Origin of the sequence: Neptunomonas sp. XY-337 (genome assembly GCF_004959845.1) — a bacterium.
GTDB classification, from domain to species: Bacteria; Pseudomonadota; Gammaproteobacteria; order Pseudomonadales; family Balneatricaceae; genus Neptunomonas; species Neptunomonas marina.
Window position 1 is genome coordinate 45,301 of sequence record NZ_SPLL01000006.1, and the last position, 22,024, is coordinate 67,324.

Annotated in this window: 20 protein-coding genes; 10 read left to right on the plus strand and 10 right to left on the minus strand. The window is 51.1% G+C overall.

Going from position 1 to position 22,024, the window contains the following annotated elements; all coding sequences use genetic code 11:
- Window positions 1-112 precede the first annotated feature (112 nt).
- The 5 genes from pedF to E4L36_RS13655 all read left to right on the plus strand — a co-directional run bounded on the left by pedF (window position 113) and on the right by E4L36_RS13655 (window position 3,843).
- Window positions 113-556 carry a cytochrome c-550 PedF gene (gene pedF / locus E4L36_RS13635; RefSeq protein ID WP_136681059.1) on the plus strand — a complete coding sequence of 148 codons (444 nt, stop codon included), beginning with the start codon at window positions 113-115 and terminating at the stop codon, window positions 554-556.
- A complete protein-coding gene (locus E4L36_RS13640; protein WP_136681060.1) occupies window positions 549-1,466 on the plus strand; it encodes a transporter substrate-binding domain-containing protein in 918 nt (305 codons plus the stop codon). The genes pedF and E4L36_RS13640 overlap by 8 nt, the downstream gene beginning before the upstream one ends.
- A gap of 43 nt (window positions 1,467-1,509) precedes the next feature.
- Complete coding sequence (locus E4L36_RS13645; protein WP_136681061.1) at window positions 1,510-2,265, plus strand: quinoprotein dehydrogenase-associated SoxYZ-like carrier; 756 nt, start codon at window positions 1,510-1,512, stop codon at window positions 2,263-2,265.
- Between the two features lie 12 nt (window positions 2,266-2,277).
- Complete coding sequence (locus tag E4L36_RS13650) at window positions 2,278-3,198, plus strand: quinoprotein relay system zinc metallohydrolase 1 (RefSeq protein ID WP_136681062.1); 921 nt, start codon at window positions 2,278-2,280, stop codon at window positions 3,196-3,198.
- Between the two features lie 174 nt (window positions 3,199-3,372).
- Window positions 3,373-3,843 carry a 2TM domain-containing protein gene (locus E4L36_RS13655; RefSeq protein WP_136681063.1) on the plus strand — a complete coding sequence of 157 codons (471 nt, stop codon included), beginning with the start codon at window positions 3,373-3,375 and terminating at the stop codon, window positions 3,841-3,843.
- A 49-nt stretch (window positions 3,844-3,892) separates the two neighbouring features.
- On the opposite strand, the gene E4L36_RS13660 is transcribed toward E4L36_RS13655, so the two are convergent.
- Window positions 3,893-4,438 carry a cytochrome b gene (locus E4L36_RS13660; protein ID WP_136681064.1) on the minus strand — a complete coding sequence of 182 codons (546 nt, stop codon included), beginning with the start codon at window positions 4,436-4,438 and terminating at the stop codon, window positions 3,893-3,895.
- Window positions 4,439-4,708: 270 nt separating this feature from the next.
- On the opposite strand from E4L36_RS13660, the gene E4L36_RS13665 reads away from it, so the two are divergent.
- On the plus strand, window positions 4,709-6,463 hold the full coding sequence (locus E4L36_RS13665; RefSeq protein ID WP_127693984.1) for a PQQ-dependent methanol/ethanol family dehydrogenase: 1,755 nt from the start codon (window positions 4,709-4,711) through the stop codon (window positions 6,461-6,463).
- 54 nt (window positions 6,464-6,517) lie between these two features.
- Here the strand turns inward: E4L36_RS13665 and E4L36_RS13670 are convergent, their stop codons facing one another.
- The 6 genes from E4L36_RS13670 to E4L36_RS13695 form a co-directional block, all read right to left on the minus strand.
- Window positions 6,518-7,168 (minus strand): HAD family hydrolase, encoded by a 651-nt coding sequence (locus tag E4L36_RS13670; protein WP_136681065.1) that lies wholly within the window; start codon window positions 7,166-7,168, stop codon window positions 6,518-6,520.
- Between the two features lie 36 nt (window positions 7,169-7,204).
- Window positions 7,205-9,235, minus strand: a complete 2,031-nt coding sequence (locus E4L36_RS13675; RefSeq protein WP_136681066.1) for an ABC transporter ATP-binding protein — start codon at window positions 9,233-9,235, stop codon at window positions 7,205-7,207.
- 12 nt (window positions 9,236-9,247) lie between these two features.
- Window positions 9,248-10,135, minus strand: a complete 888-nt coding sequence (locus E4L36_RS13680; RefSeq protein WP_136681067.1) for an ABC transporter permease — start codon at window positions 10,133-10,135, stop codon at window positions 9,248-9,250.
- 11 nt (window positions 10,136-10,146) lie between these two features.
- The gene (locus E4L36_RS13685; protein ID WP_136681068.1) at window positions 10,147-11,094 is read right to left on the minus strand and encodes an ABC transporter permease; all 948 of its coding nucleotides are present in this window, start codon (window positions 11,092-11,094) and stop codon (window positions 10,147-10,149) included.
- A gap of 133 nt (window positions 11,095-11,227) precedes the next feature.
- The gene (locus tag E4L36_RS13690) at window positions 11,228-12,703 is read right to left on the minus strand and encodes an ABC transporter substrate-binding protein (RefSeq protein ID WP_136681069.1); all 1,476 of its coding nucleotides are present in this window, start codon (window positions 12,701-12,703) and stop codon (window positions 11,228-11,230) included.
- Window positions 12,704-12,729: 26 nt separating this feature from the next.
- Window positions 12,730-14,010 (minus strand): alkaline phosphatase family protein, encoded by a 1,281-nt coding sequence (locus E4L36_RS13695; RefSeq protein ID WP_136681070.1) that lies wholly within the window; start codon window positions 14,008-14,010, stop codon window positions 12,730-12,732.
- Window positions 14,011-14,315: 305 nt separating this feature from the next.
- Here E4L36_RS13695 and E4L36_RS13700 point away from each other — a divergent pair, with 305 nt between their 5' ends.
- Window positions 14,316-15,836 (plus strand): aldehyde dehydrogenase family protein, encoded by a 1,521-nt coding sequence (locus E4L36_RS13700; RefSeq protein ID WP_136681071.1) that lies wholly within the window; start codon window positions 14,316-14,318, stop codon window positions 15,834-15,836.
- 338 nt (window positions 15,837-16,174) lie between these two features.
- Window positions 16,175-16,690: a hypothetical protein gene (locus tag E4L36_RS13705; protein ID WP_136681072.1), complete on the plus strand. Its 516-nt coding sequence runs from the start codon at window positions 16,175-16,177 to the stop codon at window positions 16,688-16,690.
- Window positions 16,691-16,945: 255 nt separating this feature from the next.
- On the opposite strand, the gene E4L36_RS13710 is transcribed toward E4L36_RS13705, so the two are convergent.
- Genes E4L36_RS13710 through E4L36_RS13720 form a run of 3 tightly spaced genes read right to left on the minus strand, consistent with a single transcriptional unit; the run spans window position 16,946 to window position 18,475 of the window.
- A complete protein-coding gene (locus E4L36_RS13710) occupies window positions 16,946-17,392 on the minus strand; it encodes a copper chaperone PCu(A)C (protein ID WP_136681073.1) in 447 nt (148 codons plus the stop codon).
- Window positions 17,393-17,402: 10 nt separating this feature from the next.
- Window positions 17,403-18,014: an SCO family protein gene (locus E4L36_RS13715; RefSeq protein ID WP_136681074.1), complete on the minus strand. Its 612-nt coding sequence runs from the start codon at window positions 18,012-18,014 to the stop codon at window positions 17,403-17,405.
- Window positions 18,011-18,475: a hypothetical protein gene (locus tag E4L36_RS13720; RefSeq protein ID WP_136681075.1), complete on the minus strand. Its 465-nt coding sequence runs from the start codon at window positions 18,473-18,475 to the stop codon at window positions 18,011-18,013. Before E4L36_RS13720 ends, E4L36_RS13715 begins: the two co-directional genes overlap by 4 nt.
- Window positions 18,476-18,635: 160 nt before the next feature.
- Here E4L36_RS13720 and E4L36_RS13725 point away from each other — a divergent pair, with 160 nt between their 5' ends.
- Both E4L36_RS13725 and E4L36_RS13730 read left to right on the plus strand, forming a co-directional pair.
- The gene (locus E4L36_RS13725) at window positions 18,636-19,238 is read left to right on the plus strand and encodes an SH3 domain-containing protein (protein ID WP_136681076.1); all 603 of its coding nucleotides are present in this window, start codon (window positions 18,636-18,638) and stop codon (window positions 19,236-19,238) included.
- 157 nt (window positions 19,239-19,395) lie between these two features.
- The gene (locus E4L36_RS13730) at window positions 19,396-22,014 is read left to right on the plus strand and encodes an EAL domain-containing protein (RefSeq protein ID WP_136681077.1); all 2,619 of its coding nucleotides are present in this window, start codon (window positions 19,396-19,398) and stop codon (window positions 22,012-22,014) included.
- Window positions 22,015-22,024 lie beyond the last annotated feature (10 nt).

Sequence of the window (22,024 nt, forward strand, 5' to 3'; positions counted from 1 at the left end):
ACGCGGCGAGCAAACAGATGCGTTGGTTTGCTCTTTAGAGAAAGAGCGGTTGATCAAACTGCATTGGTATCAACCCACGCAACGAATATAAAAACTAAGTGGTGAAAGAAAGATGTCTATTCATAAGAAAGCTTTAGGTCTAACAGCAGTTGGTTTCCTGACCGCGGCCATCGCTGGTCAAGTTATCGCGCACGGTGATGTAACGCCGCAAAGTATTGACGTTGAAGGCTTGCAGCCACTCGGCGAAGAGTGGCTAGACGAGAATCCATACAACGCTGACTACGATAACCGTGATTTGGCCGTCAAAATTGGTGAGTCTGCTTACACGCAAAATTGCGCTCGTTGCCACGGCCTTGACGCTATCTCTGGCGGTATAGCACCGGATTTACGTTACCTAGAGACAGGTATTGAGGGTGACGAATGGTATAAGTACCGCGTTGTAAACGGTGCGGTGCGCGATGGACGTGTTTACATGCCAAAAATGGCAGAACACCTCAGCCAAGAAGCCCTATGGGCGATTCGCGCTTGGCTAGAAACGCGTGCTACCGATGAGTAAGTTAGCGCTACTAACCGCTATTATCTTCGCTAACGTCAGCCTGCATAGCAGCCTGGCGTTTGCGCGTTATTACGATGATGTGATCGATAGCGGCTATATCAAAGTGGGTTTCTATCGCGATTTTCCTCCCTATTCTTATCTTGAAGATGGCCAGCCTAAGGGTGTGGATGTTGAGATAGGGCAGCGTATCGCGAAAGCATTTAACCTAGAGTTCCGCCCCCATTGGATCACTCCCGATGAAAACTTAGAGGACGATCTCCGTAATAATGTCTGGAAAGGGCACTATCTGGACAAAAACGAGCAAAACCCGTTAGCGCTGAAAAACATTGCTGATGTGATGATGCGCGTTCCCTATGATCGCGAGTACAGCTACATGCGCGACTCAACGGGTTATGTCATCAACGATATGGTTGTGATGTTTGGCCCTTACCAGCGTGAGAGTTGGCAAGTGGCTTACGATCATACGCAGATCGATAATGTCTCCACCTTGGCCGTGTTCCAATACCATCCCATCGGCGTTGAGATCGACAGCTTACCGGCCTTTTATCTGACCTCCGCTTTTGGTGGGCGGATGCGCGATAACACGCATCATTTTGCTAATGCACGCGCTGCATATGCGGCGATGTCGGCAGGAAAGGTCGATGCAATTATGGCGATGCGAGCAGAGGTCGATTGGCTGCTGGCCAGCGCCCCCAATGCAAACTTCTCACTGGCGTCAAACGGCTATCCCACGATGGGTAAGCAGAAATGGGATATCGGGATGGCGATTAAACACACCTATCGTCAGCTAGGCTATGCCATTGCTGATGTGGTCGAAGGCATGGTGTTGTCTGGTGAGATGGAGACGATCTACAAGCGTTACGGCTTACGCTATGAGCTTCCGGAGTTTTACCAAACCCAACAAAACTAACATCCATACAACCCGAAAATAAAAATAAAAGGGGAGACCTGTTATGCGAGCTAAGCAAATTATCGCTGCGGCACTGCTGTCATTAGGCTGTGTGGCGGCGCACGCCAACGAACCTGATCCACTCAACTCGCCGCTGTGGGACTATATGCGCCAGCAGTTTATTGGCGACGCTCCGTTTCGCTTTGATCCTGAGGTTAAAGTTGAAGTGCCCACCTTTGCTGAAGACCCGACCCAAGTGCCAATTACCGTTGATGCACAAAACTTGGCTGGTGAGATTGAGCGCATTGTTGTGTGGGCGGATCTCAATCCCATTCAGCATATCTTTACCTACCACCCCCATCCTGATGTGGTGCCACGGGTATCGCTGCGCATTAAGGTCCAGCAGGGAACAGCGGTTAGAGCGGCTGTGTTAACCAAGTCAGGCGTTTGGCATATGGGCGGTAGCTATCTGGATGCTGCCGGTGGCGGTTGTACAACACCAAGCACGGGGGCTGGAAATCCCTATTGGGAGAGCCACCTAGGTGAGATGAAGAGCCGTTTCTTCTCCCGCGAAACGGGCGGGCGGTACAAGTTCAAGATCATCCACCCGATGGATACCGGCTTAGTGGATGCTATCCCTGAGTTTTACATTGAGCAGGTTGTTGTGCGGAACGCGCAGGGTGATGATCTGGCGCGCCTAAAATTGTCGCAACCGGTGAGTGAAAACCCTGTGATCACGCTGGATGTGCGTCATCCGAACCAGAAGCACATGATCTGGCTACGGGATAACGGCGGCAATGAATTTGAGCAAGCACTCTAGGAGGGTAGAGAGATGATAATTCGATGGCTCCTCAGTGTTCTTGTGTTTGGGGCAGCGCAAGTGAGTGCTGCGCCGTTAACTTACAATTTGAAAGCTCAACTCATTGCGCCCAACACCTATGTGTTACAAGGAAAACTTGAGGACTTTTCGCGCGAAAATGGCGGTAACATCGTCAATACTGGGTTTATTGTTACGGAAGAGGGGGTTGTTGTTATCGATACGGGCCCCTCGCTTCGGTATGGCCGTGCGCTACGTGAGGTGATTAAACAAACAACGGATCAACCGATAAAGTTAGTGCTGAACACCCATCACCACCCTGATCACTTCTTGGGAAATCAGGCGTTTTCCGATGTTGATATCTACGCACTGAAGCAAACTTCCGAGCAGATTGCTCAGCATGGTGATGCTTTTGCGGAAAATATGTACCGCTTGGTCGGCGATTGGATGCGCTCCACTGAGGTTGAAGTGCCACGTAAAGTCATCACCGAATCGGAAATCACGCTGGGGTCTCATCGGCTTGCGTTGATGCCCTTTAGTGGTCATAGCGGCGCAGACTTAGTGATTAAAGACCATAAAACCGGCGTCGTGTTTGCGGCCGATATGGTGTTTTATCAGCGCGCGTTAACAACCCCACACACGCCGGGCTTGGCTATTTGGCTTGAGCAGATAACGGAACTGGGTGAACTTGACTACACCGTTATGGTGCCGGGACATGGGCCACTGATTGAAGATGGACGCGCTATTGCGCAGATGCAGAGCTATCTGCGCTGGTTAGATCAATCGCTGACGAAGGCTGCACAAGCAGGCTTAAGTATGACTGAGGTGATGAAAACACCGATCAAGGCGGAGTTTGCTGAGCTAGCGCTTAGCCGTCGGGAATTTGCCCGAACGGTCGCCCACCTTTATCCGAAGTATGAGGAGGCTAACTTTTAGTTGGCCGCCGAGCGCAAACGGTGACCTTCAAGGGAGTCTTTCAGACTGTTAAGTTATCAGGTAACTGTTGCTAACACATTGATTTTATTGATCTGTCAGGTGACAGTCATGTTTATGTCGTGGTTCGCACGTTTATAGCGTTGTATAGTCGATACATACATAACAGGAGGTGTGATGACTATTCGGCAGCTACGGCAAAACAGGGGCTGGTCTCAAGAGCAACTGGCAGAGGTTGCAGGGCTTAGCGTAAGGACGGTACAGCGTTCAGAGAAGGGCCAGTCAGTGGGTGCTGAGTCTCTGAAAGCGATTGCTGCGGTGCTTGAAGTTGACCTTGCCCAACTGCACGTTGCTCAAGCACGTGATGAAACCTTGGTGGCAGGTACCTCAGCAGAAGAGCTAGCCGCGCGTCAGCACGTAAAGGCGGTGAAGAGCTTCTACTCCCACCTCCTGTCTTATACTGGCGTCATGGTCTTGTTGCTGCTCATCAATGTATTCACTTATTCTGGGTATTGGTGGGTAGTTTGGCCAGCGCTTGGCTGGGGAATAGGTGTGGTATCTCATGCTGCGCGGGCTTTTGATCTGATCGACTTGTTCGGGGGTGATTGGGAAAAGCGGGCTATTGAGAAGCGCTTAAACAAGCCGTAGTGAGTGTTGTTGTGCCTGTTTTGTGCAGGCACAACAACAAAGGCTTAGATTAAGAGTTTCCGATCTGCTTACCGAGCATTCTGGCCATCGTGCCATCTTTATCAATAAGACTATGTTTCACGGCACCAGCAACGTGTAGCAGTACCGCTGCGATCATAATGTTCGCACCAACACCATGCATAGTGTGGCCAATCTGGCTTAGCATCTCGTTCTCTTCGCCTGCTGGTATTAATGGCAGGCCAAATACCCCTACTGGGTATCCACCGCCCACCGACATCATCACGCCTGATATTGGCATAAACAGTGTGCCTGCCAGCAACAAGATATGGGTCACTTTGGCGGCACTCAGTTGCCAGGCGGCGCTTTCTGAGATCGGCGTTGGCAAGCCCTGTTTAGCGGTATTGATCAAGCGCACAAGAGCGAGCAGCAACACAATGACGCCAACGGATTTATGCAAGCCTATTAATGATCCTTTGTTTGCAGACGCTGCAAACTCATCGAGATAGATACCAAACGCCAAGCTGCCAATCATGCCCACAGCGATTAACCAGTGAAGGCGGATAGTGAGTTTTGAAAGTGAAATTGCTCTGCTCATCTTTAGGTCCTTGTTTGTTATGGACAAATTATCCCGCTAAGCCTTTGGTTTCGTAAGGTTTTAACGTGTAAAGCTAGGTAAAGATTCGTAAAGCGGGAGGCCGCCGCAAGAGACGGTGCTTTGGTCGGTATTACTACCAAGTGATGAGAAAACTACTTCGGCTGATTAATTGTTGGAAAAACTCGAAAACAAAACAATTGCCTGCATGATTTGGGAAATTTTCCCGACTCTCTCCTAAAGCCAAGAATAAAATCCGTAAAGGAGCGTACGATGAAGAAATTCGCACTGTCTGCCCTCGTTGCAGCCATGTCAGTTGCGGGCGCTGTTCATGCAGGTGTTACTGACGAAGATATCCTCAAAGATCAGATGACAGTGGAAGATGTCGTCTCAAATGGTATGGGCTTGCGTGGCCAGCGCTACAGTCCAATGGACAAGATCAACACAGGCACCGTAAAAGATATGCGTCCGGTGTGGGCGTTCTCATTTGGTGGTGAGAAGCAGCGCGGCCAAGAGTCGCAGCCGATGATCAAAGATGGCGTTATGTACGTGACAGCCTCTTACTCACGTGTTTTCGCTATCGATACGAAAACGGGTGAAGAGCTTTGGGAGTACAACGCACGTTTGCCCGATGGCATCATGCCGTGCTGCGACGTAATCAACCGTGGTGTTGCGCTGTACGACAACCTGGTGATCTTCGGTACGCTAGATGCCAAGCTGGTTGCGCTAGATGCTAAGACCGGCAAGGTGAAGTGGAAGAAAAAGGTAGAGGACTACAAAGCAGGCTACTCGATCACTGCAGCACCGATTGTCGTAAAAGGTAAGGTGATTACCGGCGTATCCGGTGGTGAGTTTGGTATCGTGGGTAAAGTTGAAGCGTACGATGCGAAAACCGGTAAGCTGGCGTGGTCTCGCCCAACCGTTGAAGGCCACATGGGGTACATCTGGAAAGATGGCAAAAAGATGGAGAACGGCATCTCCGGTGGCGAAGCGGGTAAAACTTGGCCCGGCGATCTGTGGAAATCAGGCGGTGCAGCAACATGGTTAGGCGGCACCTACGATCCAGATGTTGATCTACTTTTCTTCGGTACGGGTAACCCTGCGCCATGGAACTCGCACTTGCGCCCAGGTGACAACCTGTTCTCTTCATCGCGTTTGGCGATTGATCCCGATACCGGCAAAATCGTTTGGCACTTCCAGACGACTCCACATGATGGCTGGGATTATGACGGTGTAAACGAGCTGATCTCTTTTGACTACCAAGAGGGCGGCAAAACGGTTAAGGCCGCAGCAACGGCTGACCGTAACGGTTTTATGTATGTCCTTAACCGCGAAGATGGTGGTTTTATCCGTGGCTTCCCGTTCGTGGATAAAATCACGTGGGCAAAAGGTCTAGATCCGAAGACGGGCCGCCCGATCTACGACGAAGCGTTCCGCCCAGGTAACCCTGCCGACTCTGCTGATGGCAAAAAAGGTAAGTCGGTTGTTGCGATTCCATCCTTCCTCGGTGGTAAGAACTGGATGCCGATTGCGTACAGCCAAGATACCGAGCTGTTTTATGTGCCATCAAATGAATGGGCGATGGATATCTGGAATGAGCCAACCGCTTACAAAAAAGGTGCGGCGTACTTAGGTGCGGGCTTCACAATCAAGCCGATGAACGACGAGTACATTGGTGTATTGCGTGCCATGGACCCGAAAACGGGTAAAGAGATCTGGCGTCATACGAACTACGCACCACTGTGGGGCGGCGTACTGGCAACGAAAGGTAATTTGGTTTTCTTCGGCACACCAGAAGGCTACCTGAAGGGCTTGAACGCGAAGACTGGCGAGGTGGAGTATGAGTTCAACACCGGCTCTGGCATCGTGGGTTCACCGGTAACGTGGGAACAAGATGGCGAGCAGTATCTGTCCGTTGTTTCCGGTTGGGGTGGCGCAGTACCGCTATGGGGTGGTGAGGTTGCTAAGCGCGTGAAGCACCTTAACCAAGGTGGCACTGTCTGGACCTTCAAGCTACCTAAGAGCTAAGTTATTAGCCCATCGCTGAGCGCATTCGCGCTCAGCTTCTCCTTTCTCTCTGTTTTATTGCCAATGCATCACCTGCCAATTACGCGCGTCACTGACCGCTAGCAGTTGCGGGTCCGGAGTTACCGCGACAGGGTTATCAACATGCTCCAGCAGTGGTAAATCATTGTGTGAGTCGGAATAGAACCAACTGCCCGCAGAGCTTTCGTTTTGCTCGCGTAGCCACTGCGTATAGAAGAATACTTTGCCCTCCTGATAGCAGATCACCTCATGACCGGCGCCAGTAATTAAGCCCGCTCGCGTTTCGATCTGCACGCCAATGGCGTCTTCGATACCCAGAAACTTTGCGATCGGTTTAACAAGGAAATCCACTGATGCAGAGATCACCACGCAGCGATCACCAGATGCTTGATGTTGCTGGATGTTAGTAAGCGCATCGGTGCGGATAGCCGGTACAACATAATCGCGGATAAAGTCATCGATACCGGCGGTTGCTTCATCTGGCGTTTGGCCGATATGCGTTTTCAGGATCATTTTTAAGTAGTCCTGCATATCGAGCGTGCCGTTCATATACTGCTGACGTTGCCGTTCGGCTTCCTCTATCAATTGAGTGCCCGCTTGGTCGGTATCAATCAGATACTGTAACCAAAGTTCAGAACAATCAGCGTTGATAAGTGTGTGGTCGAGATCGTAAACAATAATAGCCATAGCGTTAAACTTGCATTCCTAACTGAAAATATCGTCTTAAAAATTGGCTGCATCGATCAGCATTGGCATTCCGTTGCGGCTAGATAGCTCATCCAAACTGAGGTGGCAACGGATGCGGTTGCCGCCAGCCTGCTGCCATGGCGGTGTTGCTTGGCGGCAGCGGGGCTCAGCGAGTGTACAACGGCGCTGATAGGCGCAGCCTTGTGCAGGAGGGTGTTGCTCGGCGGTGTCATCACCGCATAGTTGTGGCGCATGATCTGGATCGGGTTGGAGCACGGCGTTGAGCAAGGCGCAGGTATAGGGGTGCTGATAGCCACCAAAGACTGATTCCACCGAGCCAACCTGACAAAGGCGCCCTTGGTAGAGCACGGCCACCTCATCGGCGAGTGCTTTCACGACGGCGAGATCATGAGCAATAAATAGATAAGTGACCCCTTTATCTTGCTGTAGCTCTTTGAGCAGCTTTAATACGGCCGCCTGAACGGATACATCCAGCGCTGAGGTTACTTCATCACAGAGTACGAGCTCAGGATCACCAGCGAAGCAGCGCGCGATTGCGACTCGCTGTTTCTCCCCACCGGATAGCTGGCCGGGCATCCGGTCTAGATAGTGAGGAGCAAGGCGCACCAGTTGCAGCAGTTCCGCTGCTCGTTGGCGGCACTCGGTGTTATTGAGCCCGAAGTAGAGGCGTAATGGCTGCTGTAGAATTTCAAACACTGTATGTCTTGGGTTGAGCGATGCATCGGGGTTTTGGAAGATCATCTGCACCTTGCGCTTCAACTGGCGATCACGTTTTTCAACGGGCTGGTTTAAATCAGCTTGCTGCAGTTGAATTTGGCCTTGGCTGGGCGTTTGAATCCCGCTAATCGCTTTCATAATGGTGGACTTTCCGCTACCCGACTCACCCACGAGCGCCAGTGTTTGGCCCTGTTTGAGAGTTAAATCAATATCGTCAACGGTTGCCACCGGCGCGGGACGGTTGCGCAGCTGCTCGAAAAATCCGGGTTTGTGATAGCTGATCTTTAGCTCTCTGATATCCAGCAATGTATCGGCATTTTGCTTGGTAGGCGGCACTAGGTGGCTAACGGCAGTGTTGCTTGCCGGTAGTTGGCCGACATGGTGGCAGCGCACCCATTGCTCTTTATGGGGTAAGAGTTGCGCATCTTGCTGGCACTGGTCAGTTGCATATTGGCAGCGTGCGGCAAAGGCGCAGCCCTGCGTGACAGAGCCAACTTTGGGTGGGTAACCTGCGAGTGATGGCGGCAACCCCTTGGCATCTAAACGCGGGATCGCGCGCAGCAAACTTTGTGTATAGGGGTGGGCTGGCGTGCGCAAGACGTCTGCGCAGCGCCCCAACTCAATGATCTCGCCCGCATACATCACGGCGATACGATCACTAATGCGTGCTACGGCGCCAAGATCGTGACTCACGAACACCATTGTCATTCCCATCTCAAGGCGCAAGGATCGCAGCAGCTCAAGGATATGAGCCTGAGTGGTCACATCAAGACCGGTGGTGGGCTCGTCTAACACCAATAGCTCAGGGTTTCCGGCGAGCGCCATCGCGATCGCAACGCGCTGTTGCTGGCCGCCAGAAAGTTGGTGTGGGTAGCGCGCTAGCATCGCCTCGGGAGCGGGCAAGCGGACCTGTTGCAGCAGTTCAATGGCGCGTTGCCGCCATTGTTCGCGCGGTACGTTGGAGTGCAGCCGCAGTGCCTCGGTTAATTGGGCTTCAATCTTCATCGTTGGTGTTAATGATTGCCCCGCATTTTGTGGGATAAGGCCGATTTTTCCTCCCCGAAGCGACGCCAGGTTCGCGCTGGAGAGGGTAAAAAGGTTATTGTCGTGAAAATCGATTTGGCCGCTGATCACCTCAGATCCGCCGCGCAGAAACGCCATCATGGCAAGCGCTAAGGTACTCTTACCACAACCTGACTCGCCCACTAAACCAATGGATTCGCCTTTGCGGATCTCTAGGTCGATATGCCGTAGGACCGAGACAAGGTCTCCAGCACGGTTGCGATAACCCAGAGAGAAATCTTGAACATGTAAAATAGAGTTGTGCATGGTGCTTTCCAGTTATACGGGGGCTTTGGCGCGATCAAGGCCAATCGCTTTGGCGAACGCGTCTGCGGTAAGGTTGATGCTGATGATGAGGCTCGATAGCGCCAGTGCCGGGAAGAGAACTGCCCAAGGCGCAATTGAGATCATGCCGCGGTTGTCAGCGATCATCAGCCCCCAGTCTGGAGTGGGTGGCACGACACCAAACCCCAAGAAAGAGAGTGAGCTAAAGGCGAGTAACATCCACGCCCAACGCATGGCCGCTTCCACAAGCAGGGCATCCAGCACATTGGGCAACAGCTCTTTGGTGACGATTGTGAATTTGCTCTCACCACGGGTTTTGGCCGCCAGTACAAAGTCTTTGGGCACATATTCCAGTGTGGCGCCGCGCACTACACGAATAACGGCGATACCGTAGAAAAAACCTAACGTGAGTACTAACGTCAGCCCACTTTGACCAACCAAAGCGATAATCAGCAGCAGAAAGAGCAGCCATGGAATCGCAAGCAGCGCATCGACAAAACGCATGAACCACTCGTCGGTCTTGCCGCCGATAAAGCCGAGTGTGATTCCTGCTAGGCTGCCCCACACCATCGCCAGCAATGTGCCGAGTAATGTGATGGTGATCGCCTCTTTGCCGCCGATGAGTGTGCGGCTAAAGAGATCTCGCCCAAGGTTATCGGTACCAAACCAATACTCAGACGATGGGGTTTGAAACATGATATAGCCATTTTGCAGGGTCCAGTCATGGGGTGCGAGCCACGGGCCGATGGCAGCAGCAACTAAATGTAGAAGTAAAACAGCTAAACCGATCATGCCCGATGTCGAGCGGCGCATGTTCTGCCATGCTTGTTGCCAACGGGAGCTATTTGGGTGTATTGCGACAGGCGCGGTGATTGCGGTCATCTTATGGCTCCTTAGCGGGCGCTACGTAGGCGTGGATTCAGGGCAAGCGAGGCGAGGTCGGCCAGTAAGTTACAGAGCACATAGACCGCTGCTAAAATCAGTGCGATCGCTTGTACCAGCGGTAAATCGCGATCATAGATGGCGCGTATCATCAACGTGCCGATGCCGGGGTAGTTAAACACCTGCTCGATAATCACCACGCCGCCGAGTAACCAAGCGATCGTTAGAGCAATGATGTTAATCGCCGGTAACATGGCGCTCGGCAGCGCATGGATAAAGACGATACGCCAATAAGGTACGCCTTTAAGGCGTGCCATCTGCACAAAGTCGCTGGCCATCACATTGATCATTGATGAGCGCACCATACGCAGAATGTGCGCCATCATTACCAATGCGAGCGTCACCATCGGCAAGATAGTATTTGGGATCAGCTCGCTCAATGGGGCGCTGTGCCGAACGGTGGTAATGGCTGGAAACCACTGTAATTGAATCGCAAAGATATAGATGAGCAGCGTTGCGGTGACAAACTCGGGAATCGTCATGGCAAAAATAGAACCGCCAGAGATCACCATATCAGGAGTGCGATCACGACGTAACGCCGCCAGTACGCCAAGTAGTATCGCCATAGGAATACCAATGAGCGCCGCCCCCAGGCCCAGGACTGCGGTGTTGCGCATTCGGTTGGCCACTAGATCATTGATGGGTTTGTCGCGCTTTAGCGAGGTGCCTAAATCGCCCTGAAACACACCCGCACTCCATGTGGCGAAGCGCTGTAGCGCCGGTTGATCGAGATTGCGCTGCTGACGGCAGTTTTCAAGGCGGGTGCCCTGTGCATCGCGACCAAGAAAAGCGGTACATACGTCTCCCGGTAGTGCTTCGGTGACGCTGAAAACGAGCACGCAGACGGTGGCTAGTGTCAGGAAAGCCAGCGCCAAACGCTGGAGGATCAGTTTTATCATGGTTTACTTTCGTTAGCTTATGAAAACGTTTCGAGCAGCCGTATCAGTAATGGCACGGCTGTTGGAAAGGCTTTCAGGTTGGGTGAAGCAACACCAAAGCGTGTGCGTGCTCTGGTGCTGCTAAGGCGCGGCGTTAGTCGGCGTTCACTCGGTTCCAGCGAATTGAGAAGTTCTCAACAGGATCTAAACCGGTCACGTTGCTTCGCATCACGCGGGTTTGGTTGAGGTGGTAAGGAATGAGTGCACCACCTTGCTCCCAAAGGGTGCTTTGTAGATCCGCATAGAGAGCCTTGCGCTTATCAAAGTCGAGTTCCGAGCGTGCTTTATCGAGCGCGCTGTCAAAGTCGGCATTTTTAAAGAAGGTTTCATTCCATGCTGCGGTTGAGCGGAATGCTTCGTTCAACACCTGATCAGCAGGGCGCTGCGACCAACGTGTTGCCACGGCTGGGTGTTTCATCCAAACATCGCTCCAATAGCCATCTGATGGCACCATGTTGACCTTTACGTTGATGCCAGCGGGTTTCGCTTGCTGTTGGTATACCTCAATCATCCGCAGCCATTCGGGTTCGTTATCAGCGGCGCTGATCTCGACATCAATCCCGTTTTCATAGCCTGTTTCTTTAAGCAAGCGCTTCGCCGTTGCGATGTCTTGATCGCAGTTGATCTCGGTGCGGTACTGGTCTCCTGACCAGACGGGGTGATCGCAAGTAACGGTGCCAGCGCCTTCGCCTGAAACGAGCTTCATCATCTCATTTCGATCAACCGCTAAACGCAGCGCCTTACGGACTTTGGCGTTATCAAAAGGGGCTGTATCGGTGCGGAATACAAGGGCGCGCCATTCGCCCGTGGCAATGCTCTGTGTTTTGAACAGTGGATTGTTTGTGAAAAGGCGCTTTTGCTGGGAAAGGACGCTGTCTTCAAAGTCGATCTGGCCAGCCATAAGGGCTTGCACACGCGCTTGTGAATCTGGAATCCCGATAATTTCCATCGCGTCGGCAGCGGGTGCGCCTTCCCAATAGTTGGGGTTTGCTTTCAATACGGTAGTGCCCTCTGGATCAAGCTCATCCAGCATGAAAGGGCCGGAGCCGATGCCTGTTTTGGCAATCTCATCACCGCTGTTTTCTGGGATGATACGCACGCGGTAGTCCATCAGGAGCAGCGGAAGATCGGCATGGGGCGCGGACAGTTTGATCTCGACTTTGTGGTCGTTGATAACCTTAACGGTATCGATCACACCCAGTACGGCTGCCACTGGTGAGTCGATCTTTGGATCTTTAATGCGTTCCAGCGTGTACTTGATATCCGCCGCGTTTAGGTCGGACCCGTCGTGGAATTTAACGCCTTGACGTAGTTCGAGTGTCCATGTTTTGGCATCTTTTGATGCTGACCAGCGTGTAGCGATATCTGGGCTTGGCTGGCCACTTTCGTCTTGGCGTACCAAGCGGCTGTAGAGCATCTGGTTGGCATAGAAAAAACGGTTGGGTGAGATGGGGTCTAGGGACTCCGCACCGGCATAACCGACATCATGGGCAAGACGAAAGTTACCTGCAGCGGTCACGCCGCTAAGAAGAGCTGAAGCGACTGCCACGGATAGCGCTAGCGTTTTCATGTGATTCTCCAGAAGTGTGTAAGTGTTTAGTTAAGCGCCGCTTCGGTTATCGAAGCAGCGCTGTGCTGAGTGTGCTGTTGCAACAAAGAGGTGGCCTTCCACGGCGTGTTAACCCCGAGAATATCTGCCATGGTTTGGGCGAACTGGGTTTTGTCTGCGCGCCCAAGCTGTCGGCTGGGTACGTCGGGACCGCTGAAGATGCAAAAGCGGAAATCGGCATCAGTGCCGGGACGCATCCCGTGATTAGAGCGATATTTTGACGGGCCATAGATACCTTCGCCTGCGGTTTTGCTGGCCTCAAAGCTGATATCGGAGTTCTCCGGCACGGTGAACACGAGTAGCTGCGCAGCGTCTTCTGGCGGTAGGAAGTCGTTATTCCATGGCTCGATGCCTTCGTCACACAGGAGCTTCGTAATGCGCTCGGACTCCATTGGGTTTGCGGGCTTAATCAGCAGCATGGCGCCTTCGCTGCTCCAGATCACGTCGTCGCCTAGCAGGCGGTCGACGTAGAGCGCACGTGGCATTGCGTTGTGTCCATGATCACTGCAGATCGCAAAGTTGTACTGATCGAGCATATTGGCAGCATCCAACCGTGCAATCAGTGTTCCGAGTTGTGCATCGGCGGTGCGTAGAGACCAGCGTGTTAAATCGTGGTCTGGCCCGAACTTGTGTAGGAAGTAGTCGGTGATCGTAATCTCTAAGAGGATAAAGTCGGGTGCTTGTGATGATGTGGCAAGCCCCGCTGCAATATCGAGATATTGCTGATCAGCCAGCATCCCCATCTGCAGCTTGATATCCGGCGTCTGGTTTGGCTTTACCGGTGTCTCGGTGTTGAGGGCGGCAATGCGTCCATCAGGATCAATGACCCCGTTTGCGCGTAACCATTGCTGATCTGCAGTGCAAGGCTGCTCATCTTTACCGCGCATGATCATCTCGTCTACCCACCATGGGCCGCAGTAGAGCGATGTATCTTCAGGGCGAACCATGCCGTAGCCAATAGATGCCACATCGAGCCCTTGTTGTTTAGCCAAAGCCGGCAAGGTTGGGCATTTCACATCATAAGGGTTGGCCCAACGAAACTGACCGTCGGCAAAGATCAAGTTGCCATAGATGGCATGCTCAGCCGGAGAGACGCCTGCAATAATCGAGGTGCGCCCCGGACACGAGGTGCCGCAAATTTCTGGGCTCATCCCTGACACTTGCGTGCCTGCGCGGGCTAAACGATCCAGATTAGGGAGGTGCTGACGGTAGCTTTCGAAGTGCTCAGCACTGATGCCGTCGATCATAACCAGTATGAGTTTTCCCATTATTTCCACACCTTCTTGAGTTAGCTCGTTTTGATGGGAAGGGAGTTTAGGAGCGCTTTATGTCAGTAATATGAGTAAAAATGCCGTTGTAAGGGAGGATTCTTAAGGGGGCTCTTAGAAACACTAATGCCAGAGAGGTGGGCTGTTGAACTGATGCTCAGGCCCAAGCTAATTACTACCAAAGGAGTAATTTTTCGATTCCAAGGGATGATACCGACCATTTGAGGTGGCTAGCTACTATGAGGGTGTCATGAAACAGCGCTGTCGCAACAGACAGGTGAATAAAAACAAGAGGCACTCATAAGATGATTTACGCAAAGCCAGGTACAGACGGGTCTGTAGTTTCATTCAAAGAACGTTACGGTAACTTCATCAACGGAACATGGAAGGAGCCAGTTAATGGCCAGTACTTCACAAATACCTCACCGGTAAACGGTGAAGCGGTATGTGAGATCCCACGTTCTACGGCGGAAGATATCGAGCTAGCGCTAGATGCAGCTCATGCAGCGAAAGACGCATGGGGCAAAACGTCTGTTGCGGAGCGTTCAAACATCTTGCTAAAAATCGCTGATCGCATCGAAGAGAATTTGGAGCGTTTGGCTGTTGCTGAAACGTGGGATAACGGTAAAGCGGTACGTGAAACGTTGGCCGCCGATGTGCCTCTATCAGCAGACCACTTCCGCTACTTTGCCGGCTGTATTCGCGCACAAGAAGGCACGATTGGCGAAATTGACGAAACAACCGTTGCATATCATTTCCATGAGCCGCTGGGTGTTGTTGGCCAAATCATCCCTTGGAACTTCCCACTGCTGATGGCTGCATGGAAGTTAGCGCCTGCGCTCGCGGCCGGTAACTGTGTTGTTCTGAAGCCTGCTGAGCAGACGCCTGCCTCTATTTTGGTGCTGATGGAGTGCATCGGTGATCTGTTGCCAGCGGGTGTGCTGAATATCGTCAACGGCTACGGTGCTGAAGCAGGCCAAGCACTGGCAACTAGCAAGCGTATTGCGAAGATCGCTTTCACAGGTTCCACGCCGGTGGGTTCGCACATCATGAAATGTGCGGCTGAAAACATTATCCCATCCACCACAGAGCTGGGTGGTAAGTCACCGAACATCTACTTCAATGATGTGATGGATCAAGACGATAACTTCGTCAGCAAAGCTGTTGAAGGTGCGGTGTTGGCATACTTCAACCAGGGTGAGGTTTGTACGTGTCCTTCGCGCTTGTTGGTGCAAGAAGACATCGCTGATGCGTTCATCGCTAAAGTGATTGAACGTGCCGGCCAGATCAAACGTGGTAACCCACTCGATACGGAAACGATGGTGGGTGCTCAGGCGTCTCAAGAGCAGTTCGACAAGATTCTAGGTTATATGGATATCGGCCGTGAAGAGGGCGCAGAGATCCTAATGGGCGGCGGCGTTGAGCAGCTTGAGGGCGAATACGGCGGTGGCTACTACATCAAGCCTACGCTCATTAAAGGCACCAACGATATGCGTGTCTTCCAAGAAGAGATCTTCGGCCCAGTGGTTTCTGTGACGACCTTTAAAACAGAAGAGGAAGCACTAGCTATCGCAAACGACACTGAGTTTGGTCTTGGCGCAGGTGTTTGGAGCCGTGACACAAACATCGCTTACCGCATGGGTCGTGGCATTCAGGCCGGCCGTGTATGGATGAACTGCTACCACCTATACCCAGCGCATGCCGCATTCGGTGGTTACAAGAAGTCGGGTGTAGGCCGTGAAACGCACAAAATGATGCTTGAGCACTACCAGCAAACGAAGAATATGCTGGTTAGCTACGGCGAAAGCCCACTCGGTTTTTTCTAAACCTCTGTCCCCCGCATACTGGTTTTTTGCGGTATGCGTCGCAGGTATCTCGCGGAAAACCCGCATTCCTACGGCCCCTTTGGGGCCGTTTTTTTGCTTCCTATCTGCCGTTCGGTGAGCTCTTTTCTGCTGATTAAATCATCTGTGTTAGGTAAGGTTGATGCCACTTTTGCCGTCTCAGTGATTGGCTACTGTTGCAGTGAGTGTTCGGATTCGGAATGTCGCGTCCGAGATCTCTTTTTTCAAGAAAGCTGCTTTTAGCGTGTCTTGGTATAAAGCTCAGTGTGCGAAGTGCGATTATCTTGTATATTAGTGTTTTCTTATTTTGATTTTGTGCTATGAGTAAACTAATTCCCCCAGTGGTTGAAAATCCCTTTCAGCCCTTTGGTTCATCCTATTTTGGTGAAGTCGCTACCGATACATTCCTTTACCGCTTGTTGCACCTGAGCTTGGATGCAGGAGAGCGCTGGTATCTTTACGCTACGCGGATACAGGAGGATAAAAGCACAGATGCGGTTGAGTATGTGCTGGGTGTGTTCGATAACATAGGGCAGGCTGAGTACTTCTTGATGCTTCATCAAGGGAACGAGTTGAAAATTCCAGCGCTGCGTTTGGCGCAGCCCGCGGTTTTGAGGGTAGAAGCCGGTGTACCTTGTTATCCCCTTTATGCTGGAGTCTATCGGGTGGGGTTTAAATCTTATGTGGTCGCCAAAACAGATGATCCAGAAGTGCGTAGTGTCAACTATGTGCAGTCCTATAAAACGCAATATCTCGGCGAATTTGAAGAAGTTGAATGCTGTTTAGCGATCTACACACACTTTGACACGCGTTTGCGCGGTTGCAGCATGTGCTAACGAGTGGTGAGCCAGCAGCTACACATCGTGTGTCGCTGGTGGGTCTCATAATATGTCCCGAAGCAAACTCCATTTGGCGTTCAGTAGAGGGGGAAATGCTTTTGGCTTTCTGGTTACGCTGCTTGTGCAGTCATCTTTTGGGGATTACTTGGAAGCATGGGTCGTATGCAGTTGAGAACAGGAGGTGGGGAAACAACGCGGCATAATTAGCACAGCATGTGCTGATAGGGTTTCAACACCTGCTGTGCGGGAAGCTTAGTGCTTGTGCTGGTGGTGCTTCATCCCAGCCATCACCTTCTTAACAGGTAACGTCACTGTCTGACTGCTGTTGTCAGAGAACTGCAAAGTAACGTCTACGTTCTTTCCTTCAGGCAGGTCTGTATTGAGACCGATAAACATGACATGGTAGCCACCCGGCTGCAGATTGGTCATGCCGTTAGCCGGGATCGTAATCTCTTTGACTTGGCGCATACGCATCACTCCCTCTTCATTGATGTGATTATGCAGCTCAACTGATTTTGCAACGTCACTTTTTGCTGCGATAAGTGCAACAGGTGCGCTATCGGTATTTTTGAGCATCATGAACGCTGCGCTATTCATCTGGCCAGGCGGAACCGCGCGCGCATAGGGATTTTCTACCACAACGTCTGCGTGTGACAGTGAAGCTGCGCTTAGTAGCGTCGCAAACAAAACCTTTTTCATTTCATCTTCCTTATTTGTTACTGCCCAATAGCGCTCGAATCTCCGTGAGAACCTGAGCGGGAGAGGTGTTATGCAACAAGGTTTTAACGAGATTACCTTGTTGATCGATTAAATAGATACGCGATGAGTGATCCACGGCATAGCCCATCGCAGAGTCCTTCATTTCTACCATTCGGTAGAAAGCTCCGTATTGCTTAACGACCTGATCTATCGCTTCTCGGCTGCCTGTTAAGCCGGTAAAGAGCGGACTGAAAAACTGAACATAGGTGGCGAGACGTTCGGGTGTATCTCTGTCTGGGTCAACTGATACAAAGACGCCGGCAACCGCTTGTTGCTCCGTTTCCGAGAGTTCGTTGAAGGCTTGCGTTGTAACGGCAAGTGCGGTTGGGCAGACATCCGGACAGGAGGCATAACCGATATACAGCGCCACAACCTTGCCTTTGAAGTCTGCAAGTGACACTTCGCCTGTGGCTGATTGCAAGGTGAAGTCTCCGCCCAAACTACTGTAACGTGATTCCTCAGTTGCTGCAGGGCGATAAGCAAATGCAATTGCTAAGCCCAACAAGAGGAAGAAGGTTAAGACTAGGAGAGTACGCAAGGTGCTTAATGTTTGTTTGCTCATTTTGCTTCAAACTCAAAGATTGCCGTTATGGGAGCGTTGTCAGAATCACGAAGTATGACAACCTCCGCTTGCCAAACCATTTTGCCTGTCGTGCAAACAGCTAGCTCAGTTGTTGCGGTCCAATGGTTATTTGAGATGCTAAATGGTGTTTGGTTGATGCCCATATACATCTCCTTTCCCTTTAGGTTAAGGCTAGCGCTTTTAATCTCTCCCAATCCATGTGTATCAAGTTCGAATGCGAGAGGCTTAAGAGAAGCAGGCGAGCTATCAACGGATAAAACGATCTCTTGGCCATTGAGCGAAGCGGTGCAGCGCCCAGACTCAAGAGAGCACTCAGAAAGCGGTACAAGAGTGCTTGCAGGTGCTTTTGTTGCCGAGGTAATCTGGTTTAAATTACCTAATATCAGAAGTGTGGCCGCCCCTAGGGTTAGCAGTATGAGTGCCTTCTGCTTGGATTTCATATGGCTCTTTTGTATCAAGTGTTAGCATTAGAATAGCGTCGAGCCAGTATAAGTGGAATGTGGCGTTTTGTCGCACCAGCGATATATCCAACGGCAGTAAGCTTTACGCTGCAGGCAGCATCTTACGAAGCGGTTTTGATGAAGTAGGGTTGACGGACCTATGAAAACAATAATTTGTGTACTTTTCAGTCTGAGTGTTTCACTGGTTACCATGGTAGCGGGTGCACAAGAGTATGTTGTAACCGATGAGCCGATTAATGTGCGCTCGGGGCCGGGAACGAACTACGCTGTAAAGTTCCAACTCCATAAAAATGCTATCGTTGAGGCGATGAGAATCCAGAACAGTTGGGTTGATGTGCGTTATCGGAAAGAGGGCGGTGAACAGCGTGGTTGGATGCATGTTAACTTTCTCAGCCCTGCTGAACCAAAATTTGTTGAGCCATCGGTGGATGTAATCGCACTGAAACTGAATTGCTTACCGGCCGATGATAGCGAGCAACATGTTGAAGGGTGCTTACTTGATCTTGACCTTGCGATTACTGCGCCAGATAGATTTGAAGCAGCCAATGTTTCTTGTAACTCGATATTAACGTTGCACTCGGGAAGTAGCCGTGAGCAAATTGAGGAAGTTGGGCATATTCGCACCCCGATAAAAAACGGTCAGGGTGCAGCACGCATGCAGCTGATGATTTTTCCGCAACGTGATTATCCCGTATCGGAAGTTACGCTCAATGAATATCGCTGTGAAATCAAAGCGGTATGAGCAGAAGGAGCTGGGAGCGATCAAGTGTTGTGCAACAGTCTAATGTTCGGCTTATCTTATCCAGTTATACTAAAAACCTGCTATTTTTAATGGATTATTACGGTACTGAACTCGTTTAAGAGGTACCGCGTTTGCGATTCCTGCTAGTGGAGCAAAGATGATTAAAGGATTTGGCAGAACCTCGCGTTGGTTCAACCTGCTATATAGTTTGTTGGCGCTGCTGATGTTGATGGCACTCTTTACGTTTGGATACGCAACGTGGATAGATGTGAAGGGCCAAGCAGTTGAGTCGTTAGAACCGCACAATAAAACTCTGACTCAAGTTATCGAACGGTTTTTTAATCACCAAGAAACGCTTTTGACGGATCTGGCCGCAGACCTTCGAGAGCGATCCACCACCCGAGAAGACCTTTCTGGGCGTTTAAATGACTTTCTGCAAGCCACACCGCAGATGCGAGTGCTTGCTGTTCTTGATCGTCGTGGGACAGTGATCGCGGCTACGGGCGATCTATCAGCAACGGATTGGCTTGATCTGTATGAAAGCGATGACTCAGTTATCGGCCGTCCATTCCGACCAAGCTTTGTTGGTGAGAACGTTTTACCTTTGCGGGCTCCGATTTTTGACGATATGGGTCGGCCCAATGGTTATGTGGTTGCAGCTTATCGTATGCTTGGTAATAACACCATTTGGCAGGAAGCTGAGGAATCGGAAGCCGGACGTCGTTCCATGCTTGTCGGTGAAGATGGACGTATCTACCTTGCTTTCCCAGAAACAGAAACCCTGTGGCAAAGCTTCCTATCTTTTACGGTAACCGAGCCATTTCTTGATACGCTTTCTAGTATTACCAATCCTGAGGCCGAGTCTTCGGCCAAGGTGAATTATCAAGACGAAGACCTGCTCATTACAGCGAGCCACCTTGATAAGTATCAGATGTTTGTGGTGAGTGCACTGCCATCGCATGACCTCTACCAGCGATGGCTGGAGCGGATGAAGTTTGTTGCGCTGACGGTGCTGATCTTTTTGGGTGCTGGCTTGCTCGTTTTCCGTAACATCTTTAGCCGTGCCTCACGTGTTGAGGTGGCGCGCAATGAAGCAGAGAGTAACGTGAGCAAACTCTCACAGGCCATTGAGCAGAGCCCAAGTAGTGTTGTTGTGACTGACTCGCATTGGGTGATTGAATACGCAAATAGCCGTTTAGGTATTGCCGGTGACGATCCGCGCCGCATTGAAGAGGGGCGCAGGCTTACTGAAGTGTTCCCGCACACGGTGCTGGCGGGAGACTTGTCGTTAATCTCCGAAAACCTGCAGCATGGCAACAACTGGTATGGGGAACGCCGTGCTCGCGAAGAAAAGCAATGGTATTCGTTCTCGGTGAGCTCAATGACGGATGATCTTGGGCACATCACAAACTACGTAATTATCGCCCAGGATATTACCGAGCGTAAAAAAGCCGAGGTGAAACTGTATAAGCAGGCCAACTACGACGCTCTGACAGGGTTGCCTAACCGTAGAAGAACGAATGACCTGCTGGCTGAAAAGATGAAAACGGCTTGGAAGCAAGATGGTAAAGTGGCCATCCTATATATGGACATGGATAACTTTAAGCAAGTGAACGATACGTTTGGTCACTTGCTGGGTGATCAGCTTCTTAAGTACGTTGCTGCACAGCTCCAAAAGGTGGTGGGCAGTGCTGGCACCGCGTGTCATATGAGCGGTGACGAGTTCCTTATTTTCATGGGGTTTGAAGAAAAGTATGAAGTCACTGCTATGGCCGAAGCGCTGTTGGCAGCGATGCGTGAGCCGGTATTCCTTGATGGTAAAAAACTGTTTACTTCCGTGAGTGTTGGTATCTCTTGCTTCCCTGAGGATAGCGCGGAACCAGAAGGTGTCTTGAAGCAGGCTGATATCGCGCTCTACGAGGCTAAAAATCGTGGTCGGAGCTGTTATAGCTTTTTTGATCATGAGTTGGATGAGAGAAACAAACGTCTTGTCGAAATTCAATCCGAGTTACGTAACGCGTTAGAGCGCAAAGAACTCTTTATGGTGTATCAAACAAAGAACCATATCCACGACGAGCGTGTCTATGGTTTTGAGGCCTTGATGCGTTGGAATAGCGGTAAGCTCGGCTTGGTGCGCCCAGACGAGTTTATCGAGGTAGCTGAAGATATTGGTATTATCGATCAGTTGGGCGAGTTTGCACTCGTACAAGCGTGTGCCGATCTGCAGCGGTTTGAGTCCTATTCCTCTGAGCCATTAACCATGGCAGTGAATGTTTCGATGAGGCAGCTTACAAACTCCGACATTATTGCGACGGTTTCTCGTGTTTTGAATGAGTCGGGTCTTGAACCTGCGAAGCTTGAATTGGAAATTACAGAGTCGTTATTGGCAGAGAGTATGGAGGAGTTGCAACCTATCTTGAATGGTTTGTTGCAGCTTGGTGTGACACTAAGTATTGACGACTTCGGTACAGGATATAGCTCCCTTAGCTATTTGACGCGTTTCCCCGTATCAACGCTGAAGATTGATCGCTGTTTCGTGACCAACATCGTCTCTAATAAGAGCGATGCAACATTGACGCACACCGTTGTAGGCATGGCTCACAAGCTGGGTTTAAAAGTTGTCGCTGAAGGGATAGAAGATGCAGATCAGCTCGCATTGTTGCGAGTATATGGCTGCGATATTGGGCAGGGGTACTTCTTTACGAAGCCGCTTGAGTTCGTCGATATGGTGGAGCATTTGAAACAACAGCGGCCCCAACCTGATTGGGCGATCTAACCCATTTAAA

What these genes read in the sequence shown, in the direction of transcription:
- pedF (WP_136681059.1), top strand. Translation starts at nt 113, where the DNA reads ATGTCTATTCATAAGAAAGCTTTAGGTCTAACAGCAGTTGGTTTCCTG.
- E4L36_RS13640 (WP_136681060.1), top strand. Translation starts at nt 549, where the DNA reads ATGAGTAAGTTAGCGCTACTAACCGCTATTATCTTCGCTAACGTCAGC.
- E4L36_RS13645 (WP_136681061.1), top strand. Translation starts at nt 1,510, where the DNA reads ATGCGAGCTAAGCAAATTATCGCTGCGGCACTGCTGTCATTAGGCTGT.
- E4L36_RS13650 (WP_136681062.1), top strand. Translation starts at nt 2,278, where the DNA reads ATGATAATTCGATGGCTCCTCAGTGTTCTTGTGTTTGGGGCAGCGCAA.
- E4L36_RS13655 (WP_136681063.1), top strand. Translation starts at nt 3,373, where the DNA reads ATGACTATTCGGCAGCTACGGCAAAACAGGGGCTGGTCTCAAGAGCAA.
- E4L36_RS13660 (WP_136681064.1), bottom strand. Translation starts at nt 4,438, where the DNA reads ATGAGCAGAGCAATTTCACTTTCAAAACTCACTATCCGCCTTCACTGG.
- E4L36_RS13665 (WP_127693984.1), top strand. Translation starts at nt 4,709, where the DNA reads ATGAAGAAATTCGCACTGTCTGCCCTCGTTGCAGCCATGTCAGTTGCG.
- E4L36_RS13670 (WP_136681065.1), bottom strand. Translation starts at nt 7,168, where the DNA reads ATGGCTATTATTGTTTACGATCTCGACCACACACTTATCAACGCTGAT.
- E4L36_RS13675 (WP_136681066.1), bottom strand. Translation starts at nt 9,235, where the DNA reads ATGCACAACTCTATTTTACATGTTCAAGATTTCTCTCTGGGTTATCGC.
- E4L36_RS13680 (WP_136681067.1), bottom strand. Translation starts at nt 10,135, where the DNA reads ATGACCGCAATCACCGCGCCTGTCGCAATACACCCAAATAGCTCCCGT.
- E4L36_RS13685 (WP_136681068.1), bottom strand. Translation starts at nt 11,094, where the DNA reads ATGATAAAACTGATCCTCCAGCGTTTGGCGCTGGCTTTCCTGACACTA.
- E4L36_RS13690 (WP_136681069.1), bottom strand. Translation starts at nt 12,703, where the DNA reads ATGAAAACGCTAGCGCTATCCGTGGCAGTCGCTTCAGCTCTTCTTAGC.
- E4L36_RS13695 (WP_136681070.1), bottom strand. Translation starts at nt 14,010, where the DNA reads ATGGGAAAACTCATACTGGTTATGATCGACGGCATCAGTGCTGAGCAC.
- E4L36_RS13700 (WP_136681071.1), top strand. Translation starts at nt 14,316, where the DNA reads ATGATTTACGCAAAGCCAGGTACAGACGGGTCTGTAGTTTCATTCAAA.
- E4L36_RS13705 (WP_136681072.1), top strand. Translation starts at nt 16,175, where the DNA reads ATGAGTAAACTAATTCCCCCAGTGGTTGAAAATCCCTTTCAGCCCTTT.
- E4L36_RS13710 (WP_136681073.1), bottom strand. Translation starts at nt 17,392, where the DNA reads ATGAAAAAGGTTTTGTTTGCGACGCTACTAAGCGCAGCTTCACTGTCA.
- E4L36_RS13715 (WP_136681074.1), bottom strand. Translation starts at nt 18,014, where the DNA reads ATGAGCAAACAAACATTAAGCACCTTGCGTACTCTCCTAGTCTTAACC.
- E4L36_RS13720 (WP_136681075.1), bottom strand. Translation starts at nt 18,475, where the DNA reads ATGAAATCCAAGCAGAAGGCACTCATACTGCTAACCCTAGGGGCGGCC.
- E4L36_RS13725 (WP_136681076.1), top strand. Translation starts at nt 18,636, where the DNA reads ATGAAAACAATAATTTGTGTACTTTTCAGTCTGAGTGTTTCACTGGTT.
- E4L36_RS13730 (WP_136681077.1), top strand. Translation starts at nt 19,396, where the DNA reads ATGATTAAAGGATTTGGCAGAACCTCGCGTTGGTTCAACCTGCTATAT.